31 protein-coding genes, 1 pseudogene and 2 riboswitches are annotated in these 23,179 nt (G+C 41.7%); of the genes and pseudogenes, 27 read left to right on the top strand and 5 right to left on the bottom strand.

What is annotated here, in order from left to right; all coding sequences use genetic code 11:
• A partial coding sequence (locus ICC18_RS12650) for an IS110 family transposase (protein WP_188174719.1) occupies positions 1 to 547 on the bottom strand: 547 nt, incomplete at its 3' end.
• A 316-nt stretch (positions 548 to 863) separates the two neighbouring features.
• Between ICC18_RS12650 and ICC18_RS12645 the strand changes: the two genes are divergently transcribed.
• From ICC18_RS12645 to ICC18_RS12630, 4 genes are all read left to right on the top strand, one after another.
• Positions 864 to 1,211: a hypothetical protein gene (locus ICC18_RS12645; RefSeq protein ID WP_188174718.1), complete on the top strand. Its 348-nt coding sequence runs from the start codon at positions 864 to 866 to the stop codon at positions 1,209 to 1,211.
• A gap of 96 nt (positions 1,212 to 1,307) precedes the next feature.
• A complete protein-coding gene (locus ICC18_RS12640; protein ID WP_188174717.1) occupies positions 1,308 to 1,832 on the top strand; it encodes an NUDIX hydrolase in 525 nt (174 codons plus the stop codon).
• A gap of 160 nt (positions 1,833 to 1,992) precedes the next feature.
• The gene (locus ICC18_RS12635; protein ID WP_188174716.1) at positions 1,993 to 2,376 is read left to right on the top strand and encodes a YkvA family protein; all 384 of its coding nucleotides are present in this window, start codon (positions 1,993 to 1,995) and stop codon (positions 2,374 to 2,376) included.
• Positions 2,377 to 2,788: 412 nt separating this feature from the next.
• Positions 2,789 to 3,118, top strand: a complete 330-nt coding sequence (locus tag ICC18_RS12630) for a hypothetical protein (protein ID WP_188174715.1) — start codon at positions 2,789 to 2,791, stop codon at positions 3,116 to 3,118.
• 235 nt (positions 3,119 to 3,353) lie between these two features.
• Here ICC18_RS12630 and ICC18_RS12625 read toward each other — a convergent pair whose 3' ends face one another.
• Positions 3,354 to 3,632, bottom strand: coding sequence for a hypothetical protein (locus ICC18_RS12625; protein ID WP_188174714.1), 279 nt, complete (start codon positions 3,630 to 3,632; stop codon positions 3,354 to 3,356).
• Positions 3,633 to 3,938: 306 nt separating this feature from the next.
• Positions 3,939 to 4,262, bottom strand: coding sequence for a winged helix-turn-helix transcriptional regulator (locus tag ICC18_RS12620; RefSeq protein WP_188174713.1), 324 nt, complete (start codon positions 4,260 to 4,262; stop codon positions 3,939 to 3,941).
• A 129-nt stretch (positions 4,263 to 4,391) separates the two neighbouring features.
• Between ICC18_RS12620 and ICC18_RS34315 the strand changes: the two genes are divergently transcribed.
• Both ICC18_RS34315 and ICC18_RS34310 read left to right on the top strand, forming a co-directional pair.
• Positions 4,392 to 4,793 carry an NmrA family NAD(P)-binding protein gene (locus ICC18_RS34315; RefSeq protein WP_262495860.1) on the top strand — a complete coding sequence of 134 codons (402 nt, stop codon included), beginning with the start codon at positions 4,392 to 4,394 and terminating at the stop codon, positions 4,791 to 4,793.
• Positions 4,708 to 5,295, top strand: a complete 588-nt coding sequence (locus ICC18_RS34310) for an NmrA family NAD(P)-binding protein (RefSeq protein ID WP_376745623.1) — start codon at positions 4,708 to 4,710, stop codon at positions 5,293 to 5,295. The genes ICC18_RS34315 and ICC18_RS34310 overlap by 86 nt, the downstream gene beginning before the upstream one ends.
• Positions 5,296 to 5,499: 204 nt before the next feature.
• Here ICC18_RS34310 and ICC18_RS12610 read toward each other — a convergent pair whose 3' ends face one another.
• Positions 5,500 to 6,309, bottom strand: coding sequence for an AraC family transcriptional regulator (locus tag ICC18_RS12610; RefSeq protein WP_188174712.1), 810 nt, complete (start codon positions 6,307 to 6,309; stop codon positions 5,500 to 5,502).
• Between the two features lie 56 nt (positions 6,310 to 6,365).
• Between ICC18_RS12610 and ICC18_RS12605 the strand changes: the two genes are divergently transcribed.
• The 9 genes from ICC18_RS12605 to ICC18_RS12570 all read left to right on the top strand — a co-directional run bounded on the left by ICC18_RS12605 (position 6,366) and on the right by ICC18_RS12570 (position 13,566).
• Entirely contained in the window at positions 6,366 to 6,647 is a 282-nt protein-coding gene (locus ICC18_RS12605; RefSeq protein ID WP_223192488.1) for a hypothetical protein, read from the top strand.
• 302 nt (positions 6,648 to 6,949) lie between these two features.
• Positions 6,950 to 7,135: riboswitch (cyclic di-AMP (ydaO/yuaA leader) on the top strand.
• A gap of 185 nt (positions 7,136 to 7,320) precedes the next feature.
• Positions 7,321 to 9,147 (top strand): potassium transporter KimA, encoded by a 1,827-nt coding sequence (kimA, locus tag ICC18_RS12600; RefSeq protein ID WP_188174711.1) that lies wholly within the window; start codon positions 7,321 to 7,323, stop codon positions 9,145 to 9,147.
• A 102-nt stretch (positions 9,148 to 9,249) separates the two neighbouring features.
• Positions 9,250 to 9,642 (top strand): 2'-5' RNA ligase family protein, encoded by a 393-nt coding sequence (locus ICC18_RS12595; protein WP_188174710.1) that lies wholly within the window; start codon positions 9,250 to 9,252, stop codon positions 9,640 to 9,642.
• 67 nt (positions 9,643 to 9,709) lie between these two features.
• Positions 9,710 to 9,952, top strand: coding sequence for a hypothetical protein (locus tag ICC18_RS12590; RefSeq protein ID WP_188174709.1), 243 nt, complete (start codon positions 9,710 to 9,712; stop codon positions 9,950 to 9,952).
• 162 nt (positions 9,953 to 10,114) lie between these two features.
• The gene (locus tag ICC18_RS12585; protein ID WP_188174708.1) at positions 10,115 to 10,933 is read left to right on the top strand and encodes a DUF3221 domain-containing protein; all 819 of its coding nucleotides are present in this window, start codon (positions 10,115 to 10,117) and stop codon (positions 10,931 to 10,933) included.
• Positions 10,934 to 11,408: 475 nt separating this feature from the next.
• Positions 11,409 to 11,588: a hypothetical protein gene (locus tag ICC18_RS12580; protein WP_188174707.1), complete on the top strand. Its 180-nt coding sequence runs from the start codon at positions 11,409 to 11,411 to the stop codon at positions 11,586 to 11,588.
• 374 nt (positions 11,589 to 11,962) lie between these two features.
• Entirely contained in the window at positions 11,963 to 12,181 is a 219-nt protein-coding gene (locus tag ICC18_RS34975) for a DUF7878 domain-containing protein (protein ID WP_446673940.1), read from the top strand.
• A gap of 309 nt (positions 12,182 to 12,490) precedes the next feature.
• Positions 12,491 to 12,898, top strand: a complete 408-nt coding sequence (locus ICC18_RS12575; protein ID WP_188174706.1) for a hypothetical protein — start codon at positions 12,491 to 12,493, stop codon at positions 12,896 to 12,898.
• Positions 12,899 to 13,392: 494 nt separating this feature from the next.
• Entirely contained in the window at positions 13,393 to 13,566 is a 174-nt protein-coding gene (locus ICC18_RS12570) for a hypothetical protein (RefSeq protein ID WP_188174705.1), read from the top strand.
• A gap of 425 nt (positions 13,567 to 13,991) precedes the next feature.
• Here the strand turns inward: ICC18_RS12570 and ICC18_RS12565 are convergent, their stop codons facing one another.
• Positions 13,992 to 14,306, bottom strand: coding sequence for a hypothetical protein (locus ICC18_RS12565; protein WP_223192487.1), 315 nt, complete (start codon positions 14,304 to 14,306; stop codon positions 13,992 to 13,994).
• Between the two features lie 191 nt (positions 14,307 to 14,497).
• Here ICC18_RS12565 and ICC18_RS12560 point away from each other — a divergent pair, with 191 nt between their 5' ends.
• The 12 genes and pseudogenes from ICC18_RS12560 to ICC18_RS12505 form a co-directional block, all read left to right on the top strand.
• Positions 14,498 to 14,827 (top strand): ArsR/SmtB family transcription factor, encoded by a 330-nt coding sequence (locus ICC18_RS12560; protein WP_188174794.1) that lies wholly within the window; start codon positions 14,498 to 14,500, stop codon positions 14,825 to 14,827.
• A 101-nt stretch (positions 14,828 to 14,928) separates the two neighbouring features.
• Positions 14,929 to 15,117: an SRPBCC domain-containing protein gene (locus ICC18_RS12555; RefSeq protein WP_262495858.1), complete on the top strand. Its 189-nt coding sequence runs from the start codon at positions 14,929 to 14,931 to the stop codon at positions 15,115 to 15,117.
• Between the two features lie 215 nt (positions 15,118 to 15,332).
• The gene (locus ICC18_RS12550) at positions 15,333 to 15,800 is read left to right on the top strand and encodes a DUF8821 family protein (protein ID WP_188174704.1); all 468 of its coding nucleotides are present in this window, start codon (positions 15,333 to 15,335) and stop codon (positions 15,798 to 15,800) included.
• Positions 15,801 to 16,143: 343 nt separating this feature from the next.
• On the top strand, positions 16,144 to 16,722 hold the full coding sequence (locus ICC18_RS12545; protein WP_188174703.1) for an LURP-one-related family protein: 579 nt from the start codon (positions 16,144 to 16,146) through the stop codon (positions 16,720 to 16,722).
• A 336-nt stretch (positions 16,723 to 17,058) separates the two neighbouring features.
• Positions 17,059 to 17,544, top strand: a complete 486-nt coding sequence (locus ICC18_RS12540; protein WP_188174702.1) for an RNA polymerase sigma factor — start codon at positions 17,059 to 17,061, stop codon at positions 17,542 to 17,544.
• Entirely contained in the window at positions 17,541 to 18,248 is a 708-nt protein-coding gene (locus ICC18_RS12535) for a zf-HC2 domain-containing protein (RefSeq protein ID WP_188174701.1), read from the top strand. The genes ICC18_RS12540 and ICC18_RS12535 overlap by 4 nt, the downstream gene beginning before the upstream one ends.
• Before the next feature lie 12 nt (positions 18,249 to 18,260).
• Complete coding sequence (locus tag ICC18_RS12530; protein ID WP_188174700.1) at positions 18,261 to 18,512, top strand: class I SAM-dependent methyltransferase; 252 nt, start codon at positions 18,261 to 18,263, stop codon at positions 18,510 to 18,512.
• Positions 18,513 to 18,617: 105 nt separating this feature from the next.
• Positions 18,618 to 18,947, top strand: coding sequence for a DHCW motif cupin fold protein (locus tag ICC18_RS12525; RefSeq protein WP_188174699.1), 330 nt, complete (start codon positions 18,618 to 18,620; stop codon positions 18,945 to 18,947).
• 356 nt (positions 18,948 to 19,303) lie between these two features.
• Positions 19,304 to 19,383, top strand: a riboswitch (ZMP/ZTP riboswitch).
• A gap of 49 nt (positions 19,384 to 19,432) precedes the next feature.
• Positions 19,433 to 20,533, top strand: a complete 1,101-nt coding sequence (locus ICC18_RS12520) for a GNAT family N-acetyltransferase (RefSeq protein ID WP_188174698.1) — start codon at positions 19,433 to 19,435, stop codon at positions 20,531 to 20,533.
• A 364-nt stretch (positions 20,534 to 20,897) separates the two neighbouring features.
• The gene (locus ICC18_RS12515; protein ID WP_188174697.1) at positions 20,898 to 21,449 is read left to right on the top strand and encodes a dihydrofolate reductase family protein; all 552 of its coding nucleotides are present in this window, start codon (positions 20,898 to 20,900) and stop codon (positions 21,447 to 21,449) included.
• Positions 21,450 to 21,504: 55 nt separating this feature from the next.
• A complete protein-coding gene (locus ICC18_RS12510; protein WP_188174696.1) occupies positions 21,505 to 22,017 on the top strand; it encodes an SRPBCC domain-containing protein in 513 nt (170 codons plus the stop codon).
• Positions 22,018 to 22,417: 400 nt separating this feature from the next.
• Positions 22,418 to 23,141, top strand: a pseudogene (locus ICC18_RS12505) (aldo/keto reductase); the annotation flags it as partial.
• Positions 23,142 to 23,179 lie beyond the last annotated feature (38 nt).

Raw genomic sequence — 23,179 nt, 5'->3', positions numbered from 1 at the left:
AGGCTAGAAATCGAAGGGAAACTTTTGAATATAGGTCACCAAACACGCCATGATATTCGGGAAAAACTTGATCCAGAATGGCCTGAAATTGTAGTTTTGCTTGGACATACATACCTGTTAAAGATTCATGCTGGCGTGTTAGATAGCGTAAATTCATGAGATGCTGACCCCGTTTTTTGTAGGGTTCAAACTCTTCTTTATAGAACAGCGCTCCAAGTTGATAGGCATCAACGGCATCCGTCTTCACCCGTCTCAAATTGGTTTTCTTGGCTTCATATGAGATTAACGGATTAATGATGATGTAAAGATACTGGTGCTCATCCAGAAACTGAACGATGGGGCTATGATAATGGCCTGTTGCTTCCATAACAATGCAAGGGCGCATCCCCGCAGCGGACTCCACTTCTCTTACATAGTTAAGAAAGGAAGCTAATCCTTCAAGATCATGTTTAAACCTAAAGATCTTCCTGTGAGGTATCCCACGGTCTAAAAAAGCTTGTGCATGGCTCTCTCCCTTGGATACATCCACACCAATGACTGGATTCATGTCATCACTCCCAAAGTATTTTCACCGGCAACCCCTAACCTTCTTGTCTTCCACACTATCGCATGTGATCCGGGATCAATGTCCCAACCAGCCTAACCATGGTTGAACAAGTAGGGGGGATGAACTGAATAGCTCTCGGGATCCAGGTCCCACGGGCAGAATCGTTCGATCCCCGGCTACCGTTATCTTACGACCATACAAAAATGAGGTCGACCAGAAAGTTCTGGCTGACCTCATAATACGAAACGGGCAGGAAAGTTTGGTACTTACTTAAACTTTACCATCGTTCCGAACGACCATTTAGTAAAATAAGCTCATGAAGCCAATTGCAACAAATATTGAAGAGTGGACCATTGCAAGCGGATTGCAAAAAGTGATAAAACCAAAACTGCTAGAGCGAAAAGATGTAAAAATCTTTATGCGCGAATTAAATGGTGAATTATCAGGATTTATAGCTAACTTGAGTGCTAATGCTGTGGGGATATCTAATGTATTTTCAAACAGCAATAAAATTATTTGGTCAGATATTGTTCCAATTGTTTCGACCTATTTCCCTGGGATACCAATGGTGGGATATGAAAATGGCGATGATCTAACAGCAGCCATCTTATCTGGATGGACAACGATAGGTCCCCTTCGTATATGGATTAAATCAAATGACTGAATCCTCGCGAGTTCATTAAACTTACCGGAGACGGGAACTAAAGGTATAATTGGTTATAGATTTGACTGTCAATTCTCTTCAAGGAGATGGAGTCCAATGTATTTCAAAGACAAGTATTCGAACCTTTTTAAAAAAGCAACTTGGGGGAAAATCGAATCGGAATTTACCATGGAAATGCCAGAGGAAAACTTGATAAGTAATGTTAATATGGTCCCATTTATAAATGAAAAATGTGTTATTATTCGTTTAGAAAGTGGAGAGTGGGAAATACCAGGTGGGACATTGGAAAAAAACGAGCTATATGCTGATACAATAAGACGAGAACTTATCGAGGAAGCCGGAGCAATTCTACAGACATACGTGCCTTTTGGGGCATGGAAATGTTTCTCGCATCATAACCACGCATATAAACCTCACCTACCACACCCAGAATTTTTTCACCTTGTTGGATATGGTAACGTAGAAATTAGTTCGAACCCCCTCATTCTAGACGATGGTGAGAAAGTAGTTGCAGTAGAAATAATGTCTGTCGGGGAAGCAGCAGAGAAATTTATACAAAAGGGAAGAACAGATTTAGCTGAATTATATATATTGGCTGAGGAACTGCGTAATCAGAACTAATATTTCGAAAAAGAACTTTAAGCTAACTGATGACATTAGCTACATAACACCAGGATGAGATTGCGACGCGGATAGAATCCGGCAAACTCATTAAGCTAACGGGCAGCATTACTAATGGTAAAATAAATTATTATTATCCCGAGCCAAGGAGAATGAGATAGTGGTTGCAAAATTAAAAGCATGGGCCAAAAACCTAAAAAGACAAGTTTTTGTACTTTATTTCGCCTATAAAGATGCCCGAACACCTTGGTGTGCAAAGTTATTTTCTATTTTCGTGGTCGCTTATGCCTTTAGCCCAATCGATTTAATCCCTGACTTTATCCCAGTACTAGGTTATTTGGATGACTTAATTCTGATACCCTTAGGTGTTATGCTCACATTAAAAATGATGCCAAAAGCTGTCATTGAAGAGTCGAGGGCGAAAGCGGAAGAACGAATGAGGAGTGGTAAACCAAAAAATTGGTTTGTAGGGAGTATAATTATTATTATTTGGGTAGTAATTATAGGATTACTGATTTTTGCATTCACTCGCTTATTCAACTAACGGATACGATAGCACCATGACGAAAAGGTTGCCGATGCAGGCAACCTTTTAAACTAGTTGCCAAAAAAGGTGCTTTTGCGCTTAAGTCGAATATGTTTGAAACGTGTTGGAGGAAGGTGCGAAATATGGTTAAGAAAGAATTAATCCTCGATGTTGCTGGAATGCTTGCTACAAATTTTTCTCCTATTTTTTGGCAGGGACTTTCGGAAGGATCCAGGTCCCACCGGCAGAATCGTTCGATCCCCGGCTACCGTTATCTTACGACCATACAAAAATGAGGTCGACCAGAAAGTTCTGGTGACCTCATAATACGAACAGGGAGGATAGTTCTAATTGTGGTAGTATGAGGTAAGCCCTTTGTAGGATGCATTCAAAGCTGTTTTTGATGTAACTTTATGCTGGAGTTGGATTTATGACAATCAGTAAAAAAGGATCAAGAAAGATCGTTGTTGGGCAAGAGGCATATAGATGGGTAATCACTCCTTCAGCAAAGGGGATTCTTACTTTAACCTTGCAACACGATGAGTTCAAGGGACAATTGATCAGAGTTAAAGTAGAGTCAGATATTAATGAATATTGGGTTGAGTTTCCGAATGTTGAATCACTGAATAATAAGGTGGTAACACCTGCTGAGGTAGCCAGTATAATCACTGAGGCAATCAGACTAGGGTGGAAGCCACTGGAAAAAGGAAATCTTTTAGGCTTCAAACTTTCTGGAAATAACCTCGTATTTCTAAGCTAAGAGTAACGATAGTTGAATCATTACACAGCGGCAGCCGACCAGTCGATCGGCTGCCGTTCGTCGCTGAACGGGCAGAATACTTCAATAACTTATGAAAAACCAAAGAAGAGAATCCATGGAAGACGGTATTCCCTTCTTTGGTTTTTGTGTACATTCTTGAATGAACGCTGCTATTTCTTTGCTTTGTTGAATGTAAAGGTATATTCCTGCCAAAAATATTGGGAAGTTTACGTTTTTACAATGTAACCTTAACGGACAAATCTTGCTTTTTTGGAAAATTAAGTTGGGATGGGAGTTGTAGAGATACCACACTCGCCAAAAGTAATAATAAGGTGGTGATACTATAGGCAACAAGATGTGTGCCAAAATGCTCATAGCTCCATCCCCCTAGAAAAGAACCAGTTGCTCCGCCGATTTGATAAATGAAATATGCCCAACCTATAAAATACCCACCCATCTCACGCCATAGATATCCCCCAGAATCGCAGAAGAAAGTGCCGCACTGCCAGCCCAAACCAAACCTCCGATCACAGCAACCAAATATAACTGCCATGGGGCGATGACCAAAACGAGACCTAAGAAACCTAAACCACGGACAAAATAAATCACACTCTGCATGTTTCGACGAGGAATGCGATCTGAAAGAGAACCCAAGAACAGAGTACTAATCATTGCAACAATACCGTTAGCTGAATAAAGACACGACGGCAGCCGGTCAGAACGATCGGCTGCCCTTGTTCACCCAACGGGCAGGTTAGCGACAATGGTGATCCGACTTCCAATATTTTTGGAAGCCCGATCTCTGTTTATTCGAGGTATGTCAATCGATCCATTTTTCGCCCCACTGGAACATAAAATCAAGCATTGGAACCAGTGACTTACCTTTCTCAGTAAGGGTATATTCGACTTTTGGCGGCATGACAATATATTGTTCTCTATGGATAATTCCATCTCCCTCCAATTCCTTTAACTGTTGGCTAAGAGTTTTATGTGCAATTGGCGGTAAGTATTCTTTTATCTTCCCATATCTGATCACTTCTTCTTTTGCTATGAAAAATAATATTGCCCATTTCCATTTTCCACTTATCACAGACAGTGTGTAAAAAATGGGACAGTTAAGTTTTTCGTTATTACAATTGTCCATAATTTGCTCCTTTACTAACTTTTTGTTAAGAATATAACAATAATGTGCGTACTATATTATTTTACAACAAAAAGTTATACTCTGCTTAACATCAAGAATGGCTTCGAAAAATGTTAAGGGAGACTAATTATGGAATACAAAAAAAAGATCATTCTAGTAACTGGTGCTACTGGTCAACAAGGAGGAGCAACAATACGCGGTTTACTTGCAAATGGTAACTGGTCCGTTAGAGCTCTCACCCGTGACCCAAGAAAACCTTCAGCGGAAAAATTGCGTAAAGCAGGGGTAGAAATTTTTGAAGGTGACCATGACAATCCTGATTCGTTACTGGAGGCTATGCAAGGGGTATACGGGGTGTTCAGCGTTCAACCTACAGAATTCTCACCAAATATTTCACCGGATTTTAGCTATGAAGACGAAGTTAGATTTGGAAAAAATGTAGCAAATGCGGCGAAGAAGGCTGGTGTTCAACATTTTATTTTACTCATCGGTAAGTGGAGCGGATCGATTAATTGGCGGACGAAATTATAGTAAATGGGAAATTGAAGACTACATTCGAATGCTTGATTTACCACTGACAATTCTACGTCCTGCTTGGTTCATGGATAATTTCTCCGATCCACTCTTTGGACTTCAAACTGGCCAACTTTCTACTGCTATAAAATCAAACATAAAATTGCAATTAATCGCTGTTGAAGATATCGGTATATTTTCAGCCTTAGCTTTTGAGAATCCCGAAAGATACTTAGGCAAAACAATTGAATTCGCCGGGGATTCTTTGACCCCCGTGGCTATATCGAACGCAATATCGCTTGCTATCGGAAAAAATATTCCCTATGTTGAGATTCCAATCGATACTATTCATCAAATAAGCCCAAGTGGAGCAAGAACGTTTGAGTTTATTAATAATGAGGAACTAAAAATTGATATTGCTGAAGTCCGGAGGTTACACCCCGGGTTGTTGACTTTTAATGAATGGTTAAAAAATATAGGTAAGACAAAGATGGAGTTACTGTTCGCCTCCGAGCATTAAGTGATTTAAGTGATTCGGTTGAAGCCAAAGTAATTACGCTATCGGAAAACGATAGTTCAATAATACAGCGACAGTCTAGGACTATTTTTTTTCGTCCATGGCTGTCGCTGTTACGATTTCTAGGGTCAGTCAGTACAATTTTTCCAGCAGGCTGACGATTTTTCTTTTCTTAATGCCCGCACTATCAAGCATTCCAGTTTAATGTTACGACCTCAACTTGCGATACCTGGCCGGGGGAATGCCAACTTCTCGCTTGAAAGCTTTGCGAAAGGCCACTTCCGATTCATAGCCGAGAAGTTCGGCGATCTTTTCCATCTCGACGTCGCTCTTGAGCAAGCGGGTCGCCTTGTACATGCGCCAACGGGTGAGATACTTGATGGGGGGCTCACCCACAAGACGGGTGAAGCGAGCTGAGAACGATGACCGGGAGAGGGCCGCAGCCATTGCCAGTTCCTCGACCGTCCAACTACGTTCGGGATACTGATGAATCAGTCCAAGAGCGGTGCTGACGGGCTGATCGCGCAGCGCTGCTACCCATCCGTCTGTAGCTTGAGTTTGCCGGTCGATCCAGACCCGGATCACTTGAATGAAGAGTAATTCTGTCAAGCGTCTGAGCATGACTTCCCTACCAGCCAAGTGCTCGGCCGATTCACGTGCAATGAAATGAACAAGATCGGCGAAGCCCTGCGCCAATCGCCCCTGTTCTGCAGGAATATGAATGACTTTTGGCAAGCCATGGAGCAATGGAGAATCCCCGGGATGCTCCAAATGAAATGCGCCACAGAGCACGACCATCTTTGATCCCTCGCCCTCACAAGGGAAGACCTGGTACTCACGCTGCGCGTCATAGCCCACATGTACGATTTTAGTCAGGGGTGAAGTAAGTTCATCGCAGATCGAGTGAGCGTGCCCATAAGGGAACAGCAGGATGGCCCCATCCTCAATTCGCTGAGGCGTGGGGTCTCCTTCGACAGAGAGGTAGCCACCAGCTACAGACGCCGCCGCAGTAAACAATTGCTTTTAAAAGGTTCCACTTTTGGCAATCCTATACCAAAAGGTGGTGTTTTATATTGTGGATTATAAAAACAGAACATAAAAGAGATGAAGATGGTGGGACGGTAGCTCTAGAATTGGAAACCGAGGATAAGCGTCTTGATGTTAATATTAGATGGGATGGTTGTACAGAAATTCACGTATATTCAGTTACAGAAGAAAATCGTGAGCTTAAAGATACTTTTCATACGTGTGATTTAAAAGGATTTATTGATTCGTTGAAGACCCTTGATAACGTTTGCCAGGATTACTTCGGTGAAGGAAGTTATTGGGAACGGGAAAAAGATGAAGAGGAATAGCGTATGCAAAAGCAATGCAATAGGATATTCCGATAGTGACCCGCATAATGCGGGTTTTCGTTTTTTATTCGGATAAGTAAGGTGTTCAACTAAAGTGCAGTTATGTTTGGAGGATGTGGAGTAGGTATAGAGAAAACAAAGAATGAAAGAGCATAATTAAGTTAATCAAAGAGAAAATATAAAGTAAGCGCTCTCTTGTTTGTGTATGATCTGAAATTAGGTGCTTTTTTATTTTTTAACATTTTACAGATGAACCAATAAAGCGTAGTATTCAATCTTGAAAATATAAAAATTAATGTTCATATTCTAATTCGCTGAGTTTTCCAAAAGGAAAAACGGGGGAACCAAGGTGAATGACGAATTTGGTCAACATGCAGCCAAATTTATCATTTACATGGGGTGAATCTGCAGATATGCAAACTGCAGTAGGGTGACTCTCGCCATCCGAATCCGGCAGCTAACCTCGTAAGCGTTGACTGAGAGAGGATGTTGATACTGTGATCACTTAAACATGGCCACAGGGGTTCAAACCTCTGTGGCTTTTTATTGCCTAAATATTGAATTGCGATTTGGAGGGCTGGATCAAGTCTTGGATAAATTTGTAATGAGATTGGGATTATAACCACATATTCACATGTGAGCAGTCATAATTAAAAAGGGAGCCAGGCAAAGGATGATATCCATATTAAAAAGATTTTTAATTGGAAGACCGTTGAAATCAACGGAATTAGGGGAGCAAAAAATTAATAAAACAAAAGCATTAGCCATACTGTCTTCAGATGCTCTATCTTCAGTTGCATATGGTCCAGAGCAAATACTACTGGTATTGATTACAATTAGCGCAGCGGCATTTTGGTATTCGATACCAATTGGAATTGGTGTTTTAATTCTATTAACCGCTTTAATTCTTTCATATAGACAAATTATTTTTGCATATCCTCACGGTGGAGGGGCCTATGTAGTATCTAAGGAAAACTTAGGCATGTACCCCGGATTAATAGCTGGGGGCTCATTATTAGTAGACTATATTTTAACAGTAGCAGTGAGTGTGTCCGCAGGTACGGATGCCATTACATCAGCATTTCCCAGTTTACATGCTCATAATGTAGGCATTGCCATTGTATTTATACTGTTTATTACAATCTTGAACTTAAGAGGAGTAACTGAATCAGCATCAATACTTGCATATCCCGTTTATTTATTCGTTTTAGCATTATTCATTTTAATTGGTGTAGGTATTTACAATATCGTAACGGGTCATGTATCTCCTGAGTTACATGCACCAATCGGTACACCAGTAGCAGGAATTAGTTTATTTCTTCTCCTTAGAGCTTTCGCTTCGGGAAGCTCGGCACTAACAGGAGTAGAAGCCATCTCAAACGCAATTCCAAATTTTAAAGACCCTGCTCCTAATAATGCTTCTAAAACGCTAATTGCGATGGGTTCCTTACTCGCATTATTATTTTCGGGAATTGTATACTTAGCTTACTATTACGGGGTTACTCCTAAAGAAGAGGTTACCGTTGTTTCACAAATTGCTGAACAAACCTTTGGACGGAACTTTATGTATTTCTTCATCCAAGGAACTACGGCATTAATCTTAATTCTTGCCGCAAATACGGGGTATTCTGCTTTTCCTCTGCTCGCAGTTAATCTAGCCAAAGATAAATTTATCCCAAGAATGTTCACCATTCGTGGTGATCGATTAGGATACTCCAATGGAATTATCTTTCTTGGAGTTTTGTCGATCATCTTAATTATTGTATTCAAAGGGCAAACCGAACATCTTATTCCTCTTTATGCTGTCGGGGTATTTATCCCATTTACCCTTTCCCAAACGGGTATGATGTTAAAATGGATTCGTGAAAAGCCTAAGGGTTGGGTTCCAAAACTAATTATTAATTCCACCGGTGCGGCAATTAGCTTGGTAGTCACGTTGATGTTTTTCTTGACCAAATTTGCTCAGGTATGGTCAGTGTTAGTCTTCTTGCCTTTAATCATTGTTCTTTTTTATCAAATTAAGAAGCACTATGAAGCGGTCGGTGATCAACTAAGGATTACAACATGTGAGCCTTCTGCGCCGATTGAGGGAAATGTCATCATTCTCCCAGTAGCTGGGATTACTCATGTCGTAGAAAACTCACTCAATTATGCGAAATCTTTATCACCTCACCAAATTATTGCCGTTTATGTTCCTTTCGAAAGAGAAGATGAGACATTATTTGAAGAAAAGTGGAATAAATGGCATCCTGATGTGAGACTGGTAACACTGCACTCTCCCTACAGAAGTATTATTAATCCACTGACCAAATTTATTGATACTGTTCAACGGAAAGCAAGTGAATCAAACTACCAGGTTACGGTGATTATCCCACAATTCATACCTAAGAAAGGTTGGCACAACATCCTGCATAACCAGTCAAGTTTACTGATTCGAGCGCACTTGCTATTTCGGAGGAATGTAATTATTACTACTGTGCCATATCATTTAAAGAAATAGTAATATAATCAGATTGGAGTAAACCGGATTCAGGGCTGCCGTTTTTCTAACGAGCAGATGAGATTTCCGAAATAAGACCTCATATTAATGTGGCGGTCTACAATGATATCCCTGATCTGGAAATGTATTTTATGCTTTAACTCATTTTTTGAAAATGTATCAGAACTTGATATAAAGTTTGATGTGCTTGCTTCTTTCCTGACTTCAGGGACATTATTTATAGATGCATCTGTTACAGAAGGCTTAATTAAATTGCATAAGCAGTATCATAAGGAATTCGAAGATTTAATTGAGTTTGCCAACCAATATTATATTTCTAATAATTGGGATCCCCTTTGCACTGTCGCAAGAAGGCTTAACTCAGAACAGATGATTGAAGCAATGAAATATTCCTACCAAGAGTTTTTACCCCTCTCAAAGGGTAACGATAGCGTGAAGCTGCCGCGAGGGCAGCTTCTTTTTGATGTTCGTTGTAGTAACGGGCAGGATAGTTGAAATGGAAACCTTTCTATTGTTGTATCCGTCTAATAAATACCAAACCCTTAGAAGATAAGGAGTCTATATGTCTAAAATAAAGATGCTGTTATTATCATTTCTTGTAATCATTGTGATGTCGATCTTTATTGTTGATTACAAAAGAGCAGTAAGAGATATGCCACCATTATTTGCAATTCGAACAGATTTGTATAAGGATGGCGGTACATCTGTTTATTTAGGGTTTGGTTATAAGATTATTGATTATAACCAGGTAGATGGTCGGAAGGACATTGTATTTAAATCTTTAATTATTTCGAAGGGTAAGTAGATGAAAAGCCACCGAATAGCGATATATTAAACTTACTCGCAGAACAGTCGAACAGTATAAAAGGGGGCTTTGTTCATGAGGAAAAAGATGCACTTGTTTAGTGTGTGCGTTTGTACGATTCTTGTTACTTTACTGCTTTCGGGTTGTTGGGAGCGAAATCCGATGAACAGAAATGAGGGATTTGCTCCGCCTAAGACGTCCGGGAAAGTGGAGTCCATATCTAAAGAGGATTTGGAAAAGTATGTGAATAAGCTTTCCTCTTTAGAGGCTGTATTTAAAAACCATCATGTCAAGTTTCAGTCCTCTTATAGCAACGAAAAAGAAGGTTTCCTGGAAATCCGCAGAATAGGGGAACATTCTAGATCGCTGTCGGACGAAGAGAAAGTCGAGCTCAGACAATCAATTTATGAGGCGGTCGGAAGCGAATTTCCACTGAGCATATCAGTCTATACTATTGGTGAACAACCAGGAATTACTGGGAAAATCACATCAATCGCTGATAAGGGAAGATTTCTGATCGTATCATCCGATAAATTCTTAGACAAAGAAAAGAAAATGCCTGATGCTGCGTGGTATGCCATGTCAAACGATGCAAATATCGAGTTTGAAGGAAAGAAAATTCAGATGAAGGACATAGAGATCGGTGCAATAGTCAAGGTGTGGAGCGAAGGATTGATGTTGGCGAGTTACCCAGGTCAAACAACGGGTCTGCGCCTCGAAATAACGGCAAGGGACAGTGGGATAGGCGATGAAAGAGGTGAAGTCACGGGACTGGAGGGAACCGGCGAAGGCGTGAACGTTGAACGTATAATCGAAGTCGATGGGGTAAAACATCTACTTCTCCCGATTGTACAAGTGTGGATAAAGGGTGAAAATGGGGACGTCTCTGACATCAAGGTCGGAGAACGCGTTAAGATTTGGTTTGCGGGGTATGAGGTCGGACCCGAGAAAAAAGTGACGAAGGTCGTCATCGGGAACTAATCGTTCCACTAACGGAGAACGAGAATTTTATAAACTTCACCATGAGGCTGCCGAGGAACAAACGGAAGCCTCATTGGCGCTAACGGGCAGCAATAGTACAATACAGGAGTGAACATTACAGAAAAGGTGAGACGGGAAATGTGGCTATGGACAATAGTAATGCCTGACCGTAACGGTGACTTTGAGGAACAACAAGAGTTGGACAAATTTATACGATCATTACCTAAAGATACTTTGAGAAATTCGAACGTATATGATCCTGATAGAAGAGTATTGAACGCATTAGTTTATGCTCAATCAAGGAATTTGTTGAGCTAACGGATACGTTTGTGCAATAAACAGGGAGCAGATCGGCGAGGTCGGTAAATGGGAATTTATTCCTCCGTGAAGGGCAGTATCATCAAATAATGTGAATAGATAAGTTTGACTAATGTACTCAAATTAAAAGTGTCTATCATCTAAGGGGGGACCTCTCTTGAGTGATGATTGGGAAATTGATAAACAAGAAGAGATAAATAGTAGGAAAAACACGAGAAAGATTTTCTTACTTTATATGGTGGTATTAATGCTTATCATAATCATAATTGCTGGCGGATCAGTTTATTACTTATCGAAATTTTTTTCAAGTTTATGCGGTGCTGCTGATTGTGATTGATATTATAGGTGCATAAGAAGTAACGAGAACGATAGTTCATCAATCGAAGGCAGGCGGCCAGTTTGAGCTGCTGCCAATCCCGCGCTAACCGGCAAGACAGTTAGACCTTTACCTGCAACAATCTAGTAATCTCATTGATAGTACTTGACCTTAGGAAGTAGCCTACCTCGGTGAATTTAACTCGTGAGACAGACAGGTTCCTCTCACCTTACATCCCAGTAGTCGAGGATGAGTACGATCCTGACAGAAATGATTAAATAAGGGTTTCTTGATTACGCGGGAAACAATAGTTGAGGTGATCCTTCGCGGCAGCTCCTCTTTTGTTTACGGGCAGCAGAGTTAAATAAGGCTACTCCTAAAACAAGGTGATTGGTATGATCATAAATTTTTCGTTCGTTTTGAACACGGAGATACCATCTGGTGGTGAGTATTCCGCTTATAAGCATGGATACATTGAGGGGACGCTTGACATTTCAATGGATGGAAAGTTGTTCTTTCATGACGAGTACATTTGTCTAGCGGAGTTTGGACCTCAATTGGGGACGTGGCTTAAAAAAATCATAGTGAGACTATCGACCACGATGAGGTCATAATCGACTTCCTCTATGAAGGCGATGAGAATTGGAGAATTCACTCCATAATATGTGGTTACACTTGACGAGTTCATCCCTAGCGATTGAATTGAACTAACGGAGACTTTAGTTGAACATCATAATTGACGAGCAGGCACCGCGGCAGCCTGCTCTTATTTATTAAACTAAAGGGCAGTAGAGGGTACAGAAAACCAGCCACCTAACTTTGAAGTATTCGGCAGGGATAAATGAATAAAGGCAGCAACATTCGTGAGGAGTTCCACGTCTCATACTTAATTGATGGATATGGTAAAGGGGCGATTTTAAAATATGATTAAAAGAATGCTTATTTATGTATTATTATGTAGTTTTGCTTTTCTAATTGGTTGCGAAAAAGAACCCGCCAAGCAGATTTCAAAACCGCACATTGAGACTAAAACAATTGGAAATCCAACTGCACAAGAAGTTTTAAGAATGGATTCGAATGCTAATATTTTTATGTACAAAGACACCATTTATAATGCAGGAATTCCTTGGGTAGACGAGTTAAAATTAACCAGGGACATACAAATAACTGAAATTACTAACCAAAGTAATAATGGTAAAGCTTTTAATAACGGAACAGCAAATAAACTGTCAGACGGCACAAAGATCTTTCGTGTCAAAGAGCGAAATGACATATTAATAGCAGAAACAGAAAGAGGAGACATTAGATTTTATCAATTAGTTGAAGGATAATAAAATAGATTCTCAATGTCGAATGCAACTACCATTCAGGTTTCGTTACTCACTGCAATACTGCTTATGAGACAAACCAACAGAGAACAACGGTGAAAACGTTCCGTTTTCGAACAAAGGATTCCACTAACGGGAGACGTTTGTTCAGTAAATGTAATAAAATTGAAATCTTATTTTCATACAGCATTAATGAATCAAGCCTATAATAAAACTTGACCCCTTTTAAAATATAAAACTTAGACCCGCAGCCCGTTGCTGTGGGTCTCTTTTTGCTGTGTGCCCAAGCTAACGAGTAGCAAAGTTTCGTTGAAATCAGAATGAGAAGTGGGATCGGGACGGTGCTTTCGAACTTTTATGTTGCCTAAATGTCGACAAAACAAGCGTTGTCCTCATCTATAATCTGACAAACATTAATCCAGTGTTAGCTTATAATGTATATAGATCAGAATCAAAAGTCCTGCTTCTCTTTAACAGAACTTGGGAGGGATGGTAACATGGACAAACAGTTCATAAAGATGTTGCACACGCTCAATCGTCGCGACGAATTGAGAGCAAGGCTAATGATTGAAGGTCTTAAACTAACTCTCAAACGAAAAAAGGAATTAAGTTTATTAGGAAGGTTTTTTAATAACAAAAAGAAACCGATTAACGCTAAAGGATGGGACTAAATTTTATAAAAATCACAACGATGTAATCACTGCATGGGTAACAGTTTCGTTGAGCTAACGGAAAACGATAGTTGAACGTTTTATCGGTGGTCTATGACCTATGTATACATTGGTTTAACTTGGGAAATAATATAATCTATTGCGTTATAATTGAAATTAGAAATAGACCTGTTTACCGGATAATGTTCGTAATAAAAAATTATATCCATAATGGAATTGAAAATATTGAATGAAGTATTGCCTGCAATATGTTTATTTTCTCCTTTCGGATAAGACGCAAGAATGAAGAAGCTGTGATCAATAATGATCCAGCTTCTTTTTTTGTTATTTTTAAATGATGAAACAAGAGTTCAGTAAACAAGGCTCTTCGACCGTATGGTTGTCTACTGCTGTTGTTGTTTTCGCGTCCTTCGTCTTCAACATCTTCAGGAACTAACATGGTAAACGCCAGTATCATCCATGCCGTCGATATTTCCCTCAAACCTCTGTCCATCTCTCGTTTGTGCAATAACATGATAGTTCATATGCACTTTCCAAACCCCGATAATGGTCAGAAAGTACACCGGATACCCCAATATTTCCACCGTCTCGAGTGTCCCCCATTGATTGGTTATATCCCCGATTCCTCCGCTCCCAACAACGAATGCAAGCAGCGCTTTTGTAACCCAATAAGTGATAACTCTTCCCCGGAGATGGGTTTCTTCTTTCGCGGTTGTTTCCGCACTGACAATCTTGTTCATTTGTTTCCTCCTCACAATCAAAATAGATACCATTTGGTGTCGTGTTAATAGTATTTTTTTTCTTCGAATGAAAACGGTTGATTAGCTAAGGAAAGAAGGTGGATGTTTCTTGTTGACGGGACTCTATATAGTGTCCTAAAATAAAGGCACCAATTGGTGTAATTTCATTTCAAGCGAGGGAGTGGGTGATGATGGGCGCAGTTGCACAGACGCGGGATGTTTATTATGCCGTAGCCGATCCGACCCGGCGTGCAATCATTCGACTGCTGGCGGATGCGGAAGAATTGCCGCTCAATCGGTTAACTCCTCATTTTGCGATGGGCCGAACCGCAGTCTCCAAGCATTTGACGATATTGAAGGAAGCCGGCCTGGTGAGTGAGCGTAAAGTCGGCCGTGAGACGCGAAACCGTCTCAATCCCGCACCGTTGAAGGAGCTTCAGGATTGGTTGTCGTATTATGAGATATTTTGGAAACAAAATATGGTTCGTCTGGATCAACTTCTTAAGGAGGAACAGGAATGAAGTAGGATCTATCGCTCGATTTTCAGTTCCGAAGGGAACCGGTCGAAGGGTGAGATGGCATCATCCATTGCGAAGTGCTGGAAGTCGTCGAGCCGCACCGTTTGTCATATTCTTGGGACAGCGGCGGAGAGAACACTACGATCATCTGGACATTGCAAGAAAATAAAGACGGAACTGTTCATCAGCATCTTGATCAAACCGGCTTCAACAAAGTTCAAGCGCTCGGAGGCGCAAAATACGGCTGGACGAGCATGTGCGGACAGCTTGAAAAAGTATTGGTTGAATTGTAATACAATTCTGATGCAGGTATTCAATGTTTTGTTCGCACCAATGGGACAAGATTGCAACATAATTGCAAGCTAATGAATAATTCAATTGCTTGAACTATCGTTGCCAATAAAATTGAATCTTGATTGACTCGAATCAACATAATCCGAACGGCTTAGTTTTTTGGTGAAATGTGGATTCCTGTTGATATAAAAAAGTGATAAAAGGAGCGATAAAAATGTCCTATATCGTTGATTTTAAAAATGTGTCTACGGTTGGTTTAGAATCTTCACCTGTAGCAGATGCGCTTGCTGGTTTACGTGCGAATGAAGCTCGATACTTCATGAACAAATACAAGCATGAATTTACGGTGTTACCAGCTAGCGAAAGCCAGGAGACCCTTGATTATGTGAACCGAATTTTGAAAGAAGAACGTGATATTGAGTTTAAGGCCAAACCTTTAGAAACGTCGCGTCTTCAAGTGGAAAATATCAAATGGACCTTCGTCTTTTATGAGGATGGTCTGGCGGTCAACGTCCTGTATACGGTTGATGACCCTAAGAAGCGGGCCGTTGGTTTTAAACTTTCTGAGGGGATGGAGGTACCAAAGGAGTTAGAAGAGAAGAAGTTTAAGTTTGCTAGACAGAAGTCAAAACTAGCTGGAACAATTCGAGGCTCGTTTTTTGTAATTAAGGGAGAATATTAAAAGAAGCAAAACGCAAGCATAGCGGTGGATCCGATATTTCGTTCGCAAAACCGCGCTACACCACATTACGCTAACGGGAGACTATAGTTGATTTTGTCTTGCAGCCTTATTTTAAATGCTACAGATAATAATCTTCTTATCATTTAGAAGAAGGGCGCAAATAGCTATTGAAATGCTAAAGTGAATTTCATTAAGTCATTGAACGGAGATCGATTTACAAGCTCATTACGTGATCCAAGATCTCGAAGTGAACTGAATTCGGATACAAAAAGGAATCTTCCCTAATTCTGTCGAATTCAATGAATAAAGACTCAGTTGAGTCTAGAATGCAGGGGGCGAAGACTTGAATCCGAAATTTAATCATCAAAAATTCGTGGTTAGAAAACAGATCCTTTCTCTAGTTGGCGCTAAAATCGATATTTTCGACATTGATGAAAAGGCAATTCTGTTCTCGAAGATGAAAGCCTTCAAGTTGAAGGAAGACATCCGAATATACGGGGATGAAACAATGCAAGATTGTTTGATCAGCATTCAAGCGCGAAGCGTCATTGATTTTTCTTCAATCTTCGACGTAGTTGATGTCGAAACCGGGCGCAAGATAGGTTCTTTGCGACGCAAAGGGATGAAGTCGATCTTCAAGGATGAATGGGCGATTTTGACCACTAGTGATTCGGAGATCGGATTGATTAAGGAAGATAATGCGCTGCTTGCTCTTTTGCGAAGATTCCTGACGAATTTGATTCCTCAGCATTACAACGTGGAGATGAACGGGACCAAAGTCGCAGAGTTCAAACAGAATTTCAACCCGTTCGTCCAAAAGCTAAACCTCGATTTCTCCGCTGACCACAACGACAAACTTGATCGCCGCTTGGGTCTCGCCGCCGCGGTGCTACTGATCGCCGTCGAGGGCAATCAGGGATAGAAGCGTAATAGTTTTAAAACAACGTCACCACGATGCGTGGTGACGTTGTTTTGTAATTATAAGTTCATCTAATGACCGAATTAAACAAGACAACAACCAAGAACATTGTCCCAATCCCAACGGTTCATTATAGCTCCGAGGGACGGGCAGGATAGTTCAATGCAACCTATACATTAATTAGCTTTCAAAGCATACAAATACACCTCGAACTGAACATGATTTGCATGCTATATTCTAATTCATAAATTTAGATGTATCCTGCTTGAAATATATCTTTAAAGAGTTTTGTAACGAATAATCTGTTAGCGAGTCTTATTTATGTAAGGTGGTGAACAAGTGTCAGATTTTAAAAAAATCTATGATCAGCATTTTCAAAACGTTTACTTATTTGCTTTGTCATTAAGCCGAAATGAGCAGATCGCGGAGGAAATAACGCAGGAAACATTTTTTAAAGCGCTAAATAATATAGAACAGTTTAAAGGCAATTCCAAAATTAGCGTCTGGCTGTGTCAAATCGCAAAGAACACCTATTTTTCTTATATGGATAAGCAAAAACGATTTGAACCGGATGTTCGGCATGAAAAAGCTAGTGGATTTGAAATCGAAAAAAAATACGTCGATAAAGCCGAAACATTACGAATTCACAAGTTATTGCATAGTTTGGACGAGCCATATAAGGAAGTATTCACGCTAAGAGTGTTTGGTGAATTATCTTTTGACCACATCAGCCAAGTTTTTGGGAAAACGGAGAGTTGGGCAAGGGTTACGTTTCATCGAGCGAGGCACAAAATTCAAGACCAATTGATGGAGGAAGAACTATGAGCAAAATATCATGTGATATTATTAAAGACTTGCTGCCGCTTTACTACGACAACGTATGCAGCGCGAATACTAAAGAATCGGTTGAAGCGCACATTGCGACATGTGAAGACTGTAAATCGATACTGGATAAGTTGAATGTGAACATCGGCTTGCCGCAGGAAACCATTGAAAAAAATAAGCTGGAGGGAAATGGGTTAAAAAGTATTAGTGCATATTGGAACCGATCCAAAGCAGCGGCGTTTGCCAGAGGAATGATTTTAGCCACTACAGTTTGTGCTGCATTTTATTTTGGTTATATCGGTTTATACCAATGGAATATAACAAAAGTACCTACAGACGTTATTGAAATAACAAATGTAAGCCGGCTGAAAGACGGAAAAATAGCCTATCATATTAAAATGACCGATGGATACAATGTTAACCAAGTAAATTCTAAGTTGGATAGCGATGGGGGTTTTTATATGACACCCGTACGTCCACTTATTAAATCCAAGAAATTCGCTGATATCGGACTTGCCAACATGTATTATTCCATCAATCTCGAATTGGTAAATGCCAATCAGAAAGCAGTACATGGCAAGGAAGTAGAAATTCAAGCCGTTTATTATGGTTCACCGGAGGATCGTATTCTGATATGGAAAAAAGGGATGGAATTACCGGCAGCAAGCGATGCAATTGAAGCTCAGTTTATAAACCGGGACTAATTTGGTGATCTATTGAATAAGAAGGTCTTGGAGATTGGCTGTGGTAGTGGGCACTCTCTAAAATATATGGCCTCGCGCGGAGCTTCAGAGCTTTGGGGAATCGATTTATCTGATACTCAAATTAAGACTGCGCGAAATCTGCTTTCGGACTGCAATACAAAATTTAATCTTTTCCAAGGAGCGATGGAAAAGAACCCCGGAATCCCATTCTTTGCCTCAGGAAAATACCACTTTTACGGGAAAACCAATAGAACGACGAGTTAGTGCGAAAACTCAGATAACCATTCGTCGTTCTTGAAGAACAGTTGTTTAAACTACCGAGGAACGTTAGTCATGTGAAAAACCAAATTATCCAAGGGGGACAACATCATGAAGATAACGGATGTTCCATTTTGTACAATTGACTGGAGTGAAATAACCGCTACTCAACATCCTGGAACCGAAGGGTTTGCATATTGGCGGACATTCGAGATGGGGAACATTAGAGTGCGAATGGTAGAATATACTCCTGGTTATATTGCAGACCATTGGTGTAACAGAGGCCATGTTTTGTTAGTACTAGAAGGTGAACTGTATACCGAACTTTTAGATGGAAAAGAATTTAAACTCACGCCAGGAGTCAGTTATCAGGTGGCTGATGATGCAAATCCACATAGATCTTATACGAACACTGGAGCAAAATTATTTATCGTAGACTAACAAGATGATAAATTCAACACCTAATAAAGGCTACCGCACATCAGGTTTTGTTAAGCTATCGGAAACGATAGTTAAATGGAGCTATAGATGATCGTAAGAAGTACTCCATAACTTAATTGTATTTTTGCCTTTATGTCCAACCTAACCACTTCAAAACTTTATTGTCTTAAGAAGCGCTGATGGGTGCCGGCTTTCGCATTAAGCAGGTGTCAGAGCCACAACCGACGGAGGATGCAATGGTGACGTACGCAGAGATAGGCGAGGCGTCAGATTTATCTTTTGATTATGGCTTTTAAGGAATAAAGTGTTTCATCATCTAGACATCTCTAATTTTTCTATATATAATAAAGGAAATTTCTGGTGTGCGTAACTGGCGAAACGTAGAGGACTACGGGGGAGCGCATATTACATACAGCCGGTCGCCTGGGCAGAGCGTTTGATCCGATGGGTCAAATGCTCTTTTTATTTCTAAGGAGATGATGTCGATGGAGAGGGCAAGGCAGGTTGCAGTTGTGTTGTACGATAAGGTAGATACTTTGGATTTTACAGGGACCCATGATGTGTTTGGGGTGGCTGGATACTTGGGTCGGGATTTTCGGGTCTTTACGGTAGCTGAAAAAGAAACCCCTGTGATGACCGTTAGCGGCATCACAATCACTCCCCAATATAGCTTTGACACTTGTCCAACGACAGATATTCTCATCGTGCCCGGAGGATTGGGGGCTCGCACAGAAATAGCAAACTCGCGACTGATTAGCTGGATTCGCGAGGCGGCGGGCAACGCCATGGTTGTGCTTTCGGTACGTACCGGTGCCCTGCTGCTGGCGAAAGCCGGTTTGCAGGAGGGGCTTCGGGTGACAACGAACCGGATGGAATACGACCTTTTACGGGGCATGGTTTCGCCAGGTACAACGGTTGTGGAGAATGTTCGGTATGTCGATAACGGCAGTATCGTCATGTCCGGCGGTGTCACCACAGGGTTCGACGCGGCGTTGCATGTCGTGGCAAGGTTGTGCGGCGAATCTCGGGCGCTGGAAACGGCTTCGCGGTTGGAGTACTGCTGGCATACGAAGCTGGACATTCGAAGAGCCGTGCTGGAGGATGCGGAAGCGGTACGCGGGCTATTGGTCGGTGCGGCACAGTGGATTCAGCGGACGCAGGGCTTTGTCCAGTGGCGTGAGGAAAGGTTTACTCATGCGTATGCGTCCGATGTGATCGAGCGGTATGAGGTTTTTGTGGCGCATATGAATGGTGTGCCCGTCGGCTGCTTTTCCGTGCAGTGGGGGTATGAAGAGATTTGGGGAGATCAGTTCCATGAAAATGCTGGCTACGTTCATCGGCTGACCGTCTCCCGGGATTATCAAGGCATGGGGATCGGCACTCGGCTGATTAATTGGGCCGAGGATTATGTCAAAGACCAGGGCAAATCTTGGCTGCGTCTAGATTGTATGGCTGATAACTTGGCGCTCAATCGGTATTATGCTCGTGAGGGATTTGTGTTTTGCGGGCGTTATGACGGTCAGGGCTGGAGCTCGCACTTGTACGAACGGCACATCGCCGGAAAGTCAGATGCAAAACAACCCTGAGCATGGTAAAACATGTAATAGGATTAAGAATTGATGGATTTTGTATTGAAGTAAAGGCGTTTACTTATTGGTTGAACGCTGTTTTGATTTTTCAGGTGAAAATAAAGTTGTGGACTAAGCGGCTGCGTTAAACGAAGGGCAGAATGGTTTTCGGAAGACTATTACGTTAACGGGATACGTTTGTTCATTAATGTCAGATGAAAATAAAGTTAGACTGAAAAATAAAGTGTTAGATTAGGAAAATAAAGTTGTAGACTGAGAAAATAAAGTAGTATTCGGCAGGGCCCGGACTGTGCATATTAGCAATTCATGAGAAACCGGGCCTGCTTTTGGATGATAAAATGTAGACATAAGGAGGCTGCATATGGGACGTTTAATCCTGATGATGAATGTGACACTGGACGGTTGCTGTGACCACACGCAGGTGATTGCGGATGAGGAGCTCCACCAGTATACGGTGGGCCTGATGGACCAGTCCGATGGTCTGCTTTTTGGACGTGAAATCTACCAGCTGATGGAAAGTGCTTGGCCAGCCATTGCCAGTAGCGGCGACGGACCTCAATTCATGGTCGACTTCGCACGCAAGCTCGATCGGAAACCCAAATACGTTTTCTCGCGGACGCTGGATCATGTGTCGTGGCAGAACTCTTTCTTGTTGAAGGGGCCTGTTTCCGAGGAGGTGCCACAGCTTACGGCAGAAGGAAAGAACCTAGTCGTTAACGGCGGTCCCGGCCTCGGTTCCACCCTGGCACAACTAGGCTTGGTGGATGAGTATCACTTCCTGGTACAGCCAATCGTTGCCGGACGTGGCCCCCAATTATTGGGGGGAGTTCGTGATCGACTGAATCTGAAGCTGAGCGGGATCAAATCCTTCGGCTCCGGCGTCGTGGCGCTCCGCTACACGCCAGTTCGTTAACTGCTTGGCTGATCACCGAGGCTTTTGCGCTACATGAAAAACAAGGAGGATTTTCATGGATAACAATCTGAATCAATCGTTCGAAATTGCATTTACGCGTGTATTCGATGCCCCTCGCGAACTCGTATTTAAAGCATGGACAGAGCTCGGGCATTTCGCGAAATGGTGGGGACCAAAGGGGTTCACCCTCGAAGTCGTTAAAATGGACGCTCGATCAGGTGGCGAGTTTTTAGGTTTTCAGACGTCTCCTGACGGAAATCTGGTTATGTGGAGAAAATTTGCATACCAAGAGGTTGTCGAACCTGAGAAAGTGGCTTATATCCAATCCTTTTCCGATGAGCAACGCAATACGGTCCGAGCGCCTTTTAGCGTGAGCTGGCCTCTTGAAATTATGAATATCATAACGCTAGAAGATGACGAAGGTAAAACTGTTTTAAAACTGAAAGGTTGCCCTGTGAACGCTTCCGCTGAGGAACAAGAAACCTACAACGGTATGACTCCAATGCTTCAACAAGATCTTGAGGATACTTTCGATAAACTTGCCGACTATCTTGTCTCCCTGAATTAGAATGCGATAAAAAAGTTAATCGGCCAAAAAAACCTTAATCACTTTGAACATTTACGTTTCAGCTGGGAATGTTTGTTCAATAAAACAGCAACAGTCTAGGACTTTGATATGAACGAAACCTGTCAAGCGTCTCTGTTACTCTCTAGTTTTTGACGCACTTTAATAAGAGCCTGTCTAGTACTTTTCTTGACAGGAGCCCTGATCTTCTCATACTTTTAGGTTTCCCGGCATCCAAAAAGCCGGTCCTGCCTTACGGCGAGTAACGGGTGCAGGGAGTGTACTCCCTGCGTTTCCCCTTTAGGGGACGGAAGGGGGGATCATACTTTAGCTCGGGGGCAAAAACAATTCGCTGGTTGGCAATCTGATATTCGTGGATACTCACACATTCTACATACGTCTGAAGAGCGTAATTGTTGCCACCAAGTTTACTTTTGGACCCAATTGGGAGTTCATCGGGGGACACCCTGACTATGTAAAGAAAGCAATCGACGAGAGCCTACGGCGTCTTGATCTTGATTATGTCGATCTTTATTATCAGCATCGAGTCGATCCTAATGTCCCAATAGAGGAGACGGTTGGTGCGATGGCTGATCTAGTTAAGGCAGGGAAGGTACGTTATCTTGGTCTTTCTGAAGCAGATGCATCTACCATTCGCCGAGCTCATGCGGTACATCCTATTTCCGCATTACAAACGGAATATTCCCTTTGGAGTCGGGACGTTGAAGAAGAAATTCTTCCTACCGTAAGAAAACTGGGAATTACTTTTGTGGCTTACAGTCCTCTAAGCAGGGGATTCATCACCGGCGAACTTCGTAACTTTGAGGATTTTAAAGCCGATGATGTGCGCAGATTTTTGCCGCGTTTCCAAGGTGACCTTCCAAAAGAATGTTGACATAGTGGACAAGCTTGGGGAAATCGCCAAAGAGAAGAACTGCACGGTAGCACAACTGGCAATAGCCTGGACAATAGCTAAAGGCGCGCTGCCGATTCCAGGCACGAAACGTCGGAAATATCTGGAGGAAAATGTTGAGGCTGTTAATATTCAACTTACTTCTGATGATTTAGCCCGTATTGATGCCGTTAGTCCAAATGCATACGGCGGACGTTATCCCGATACGGTGTAAACGTTCTGGTTGTTCAATGGCATCTGCTGGGACGCTAC

This window comes from Paenibacillus sedimenti (assembly GCF_014534655.1).
In the GTDB taxonomy this organism is placed as follows: Bacteria; Bacillota; Bacilli; order Paenibacillales; family NBRC-103111; genus Paenibacillus_E; species Paenibacillus_E sedimenti.
Note: the sequence above shows the minus strand (reverse complement) of the source record. Positions and strands in the feature narration are given on the sequence as shown.

Excerpts from the sequence above, each read along its gene's own strand:
- ICC18_RS12510 (WP_188174696.1), top strand. The coding sequence starts at position 21,505 with ATGGATAACAATCTGAATCAATCGTTCGAAATTGCATTTACGCGTGTA.
- ICC18_RS12550 (WP_188174704.1), top strand. The coding sequence starts at position 15,333 with ATGTCCTATATCGTTGATTTTAAAAATGTGTCTACGGTTGGTTTAGAA.
- kimA (WP_188174711.1), top strand. The coding sequence starts at position 7,321 with ATGATATCCATATTAAAAAGATTTTTAATTGGAAGACCGTTGAAATCA.
- ICC18_RS12575 (WP_188174706.1), top strand. The coding sequence starts at position 12,491 with ATGATTAAAAGAATGCTTATTTATGTATTATTATGTAGTTTTGCTTTT.
- ICC18_RS12520 (WP_188174698.1), top strand. The coding sequence starts at position 19,433 with ATGGAGAGGGCAAGGCAGGTTGCAGTTGTGTTGTACGATAAGGTAGAT.
- ICC18_RS12640 (WP_188174717.1), top strand. The coding sequence starts at position 1,308 with ATGTATTTCAAAGACAAGTATTCGAACCTTTTTAAAAAAGCAACTTGG.
- ICC18_RS12535 (WP_188174701.1), top strand. The coding sequence starts at position 17,541 with ATGAGCAAAATATCATGTGATATTATTAAAGACTTGCTGCCGCTTTAC.
- ICC18_RS12570 (WP_188174705.1), top strand. The coding sequence starts at position 13,393 with ATGGACAAACAGTTCATAAAGATGTTGCACACGCTCAATCGTCGCGAC.
- ICC18_RS12645 (WP_188174718.1), top strand. The coding sequence starts at position 864 with ATGAAGCCAATTGCAACAAATATTGAAGAGTGGACCATTGCAAGCGGA.
- ICC18_RS12525 (WP_188174699.1), top strand. The coding sequence starts at position 18,618 with ATGAAGATAACGGATGTTCCATTTTGTACAATTGACTGGAGTGAAATA.
- ICC18_RS12560 (WP_188174794.1), top strand. The coding sequence starts at position 14,498 with ATGGGCGCAGTTGCACAGACGCGGGATGTTTATTATGCCGTAGCCGAT.
- ICC18_RS12565 (WP_223192487.1), bottom strand. The coding sequence starts at position 14,306 with ATGAACAAGATTGTCAGTGCGGAAACAACCGCGAAAGAAGAAACCCAT.
- ICC18_RS12590 (WP_188174709.1), top strand. The coding sequence starts at position 9,710 with ATGTCTAAAATAAAGATGCTGTTATTATCATTTCTTGTAATCATTGTG.
- ICC18_RS12585 (WP_188174708.1), top strand. The coding sequence starts at position 10,115 with ATGAACAGAAATGAGGGATTTGCTCCGCCTAAGACGTCCGGGAAAGTG.
- ICC18_RS34315 (WP_262495860.1), top strand. The coding sequence starts at position 4,392 with ATGGAATACAAAAAAAAGATCATTCTAGTAACTGGTGCTACTGGTCAA.
- ICC18_RS12515 (WP_188174697.1), top strand. The coding sequence starts at position 20,898 with ATGGGACGTTTAATCCTGATGATGAATGTGACACTGGACGGTTGCTGT.
- ICC18_RS12595 (WP_188174710.1), top strand. The coding sequence starts at position 9,250 with ATGATATCCCTGATCTGGAAATGTATTTTATGCTTTAACTCATTTTTT.
- ICC18_RS12620 (WP_188174713.1), bottom strand. The coding sequence starts at position 4,262 with ATGGACAATTGTAATAACGAAAAACTTAACTGTCCCATTTTTTACACA.
- ICC18_RS34310 (WP_376745623.1), top strand. The coding sequence starts at position 4,708 with ATGCGGCGAAGAAGGCTGGTGTTCAACATTTTATTTTACTCATCGGTA.
- ICC18_RS12630 (WP_188174715.1), top strand. The coding sequence starts at position 2,789 with ATGACAATCAGTAAAAAAGGATCAAGAAAGATCGTTGTTGGGCAAGAG.
- ICC18_RS34975 (WP_446673940.1), top strand. The coding sequence starts at position 11,963 with ATGATCATAAATTTTTCGTTCGTTTTGAACACGGAGATACCATCTGGT.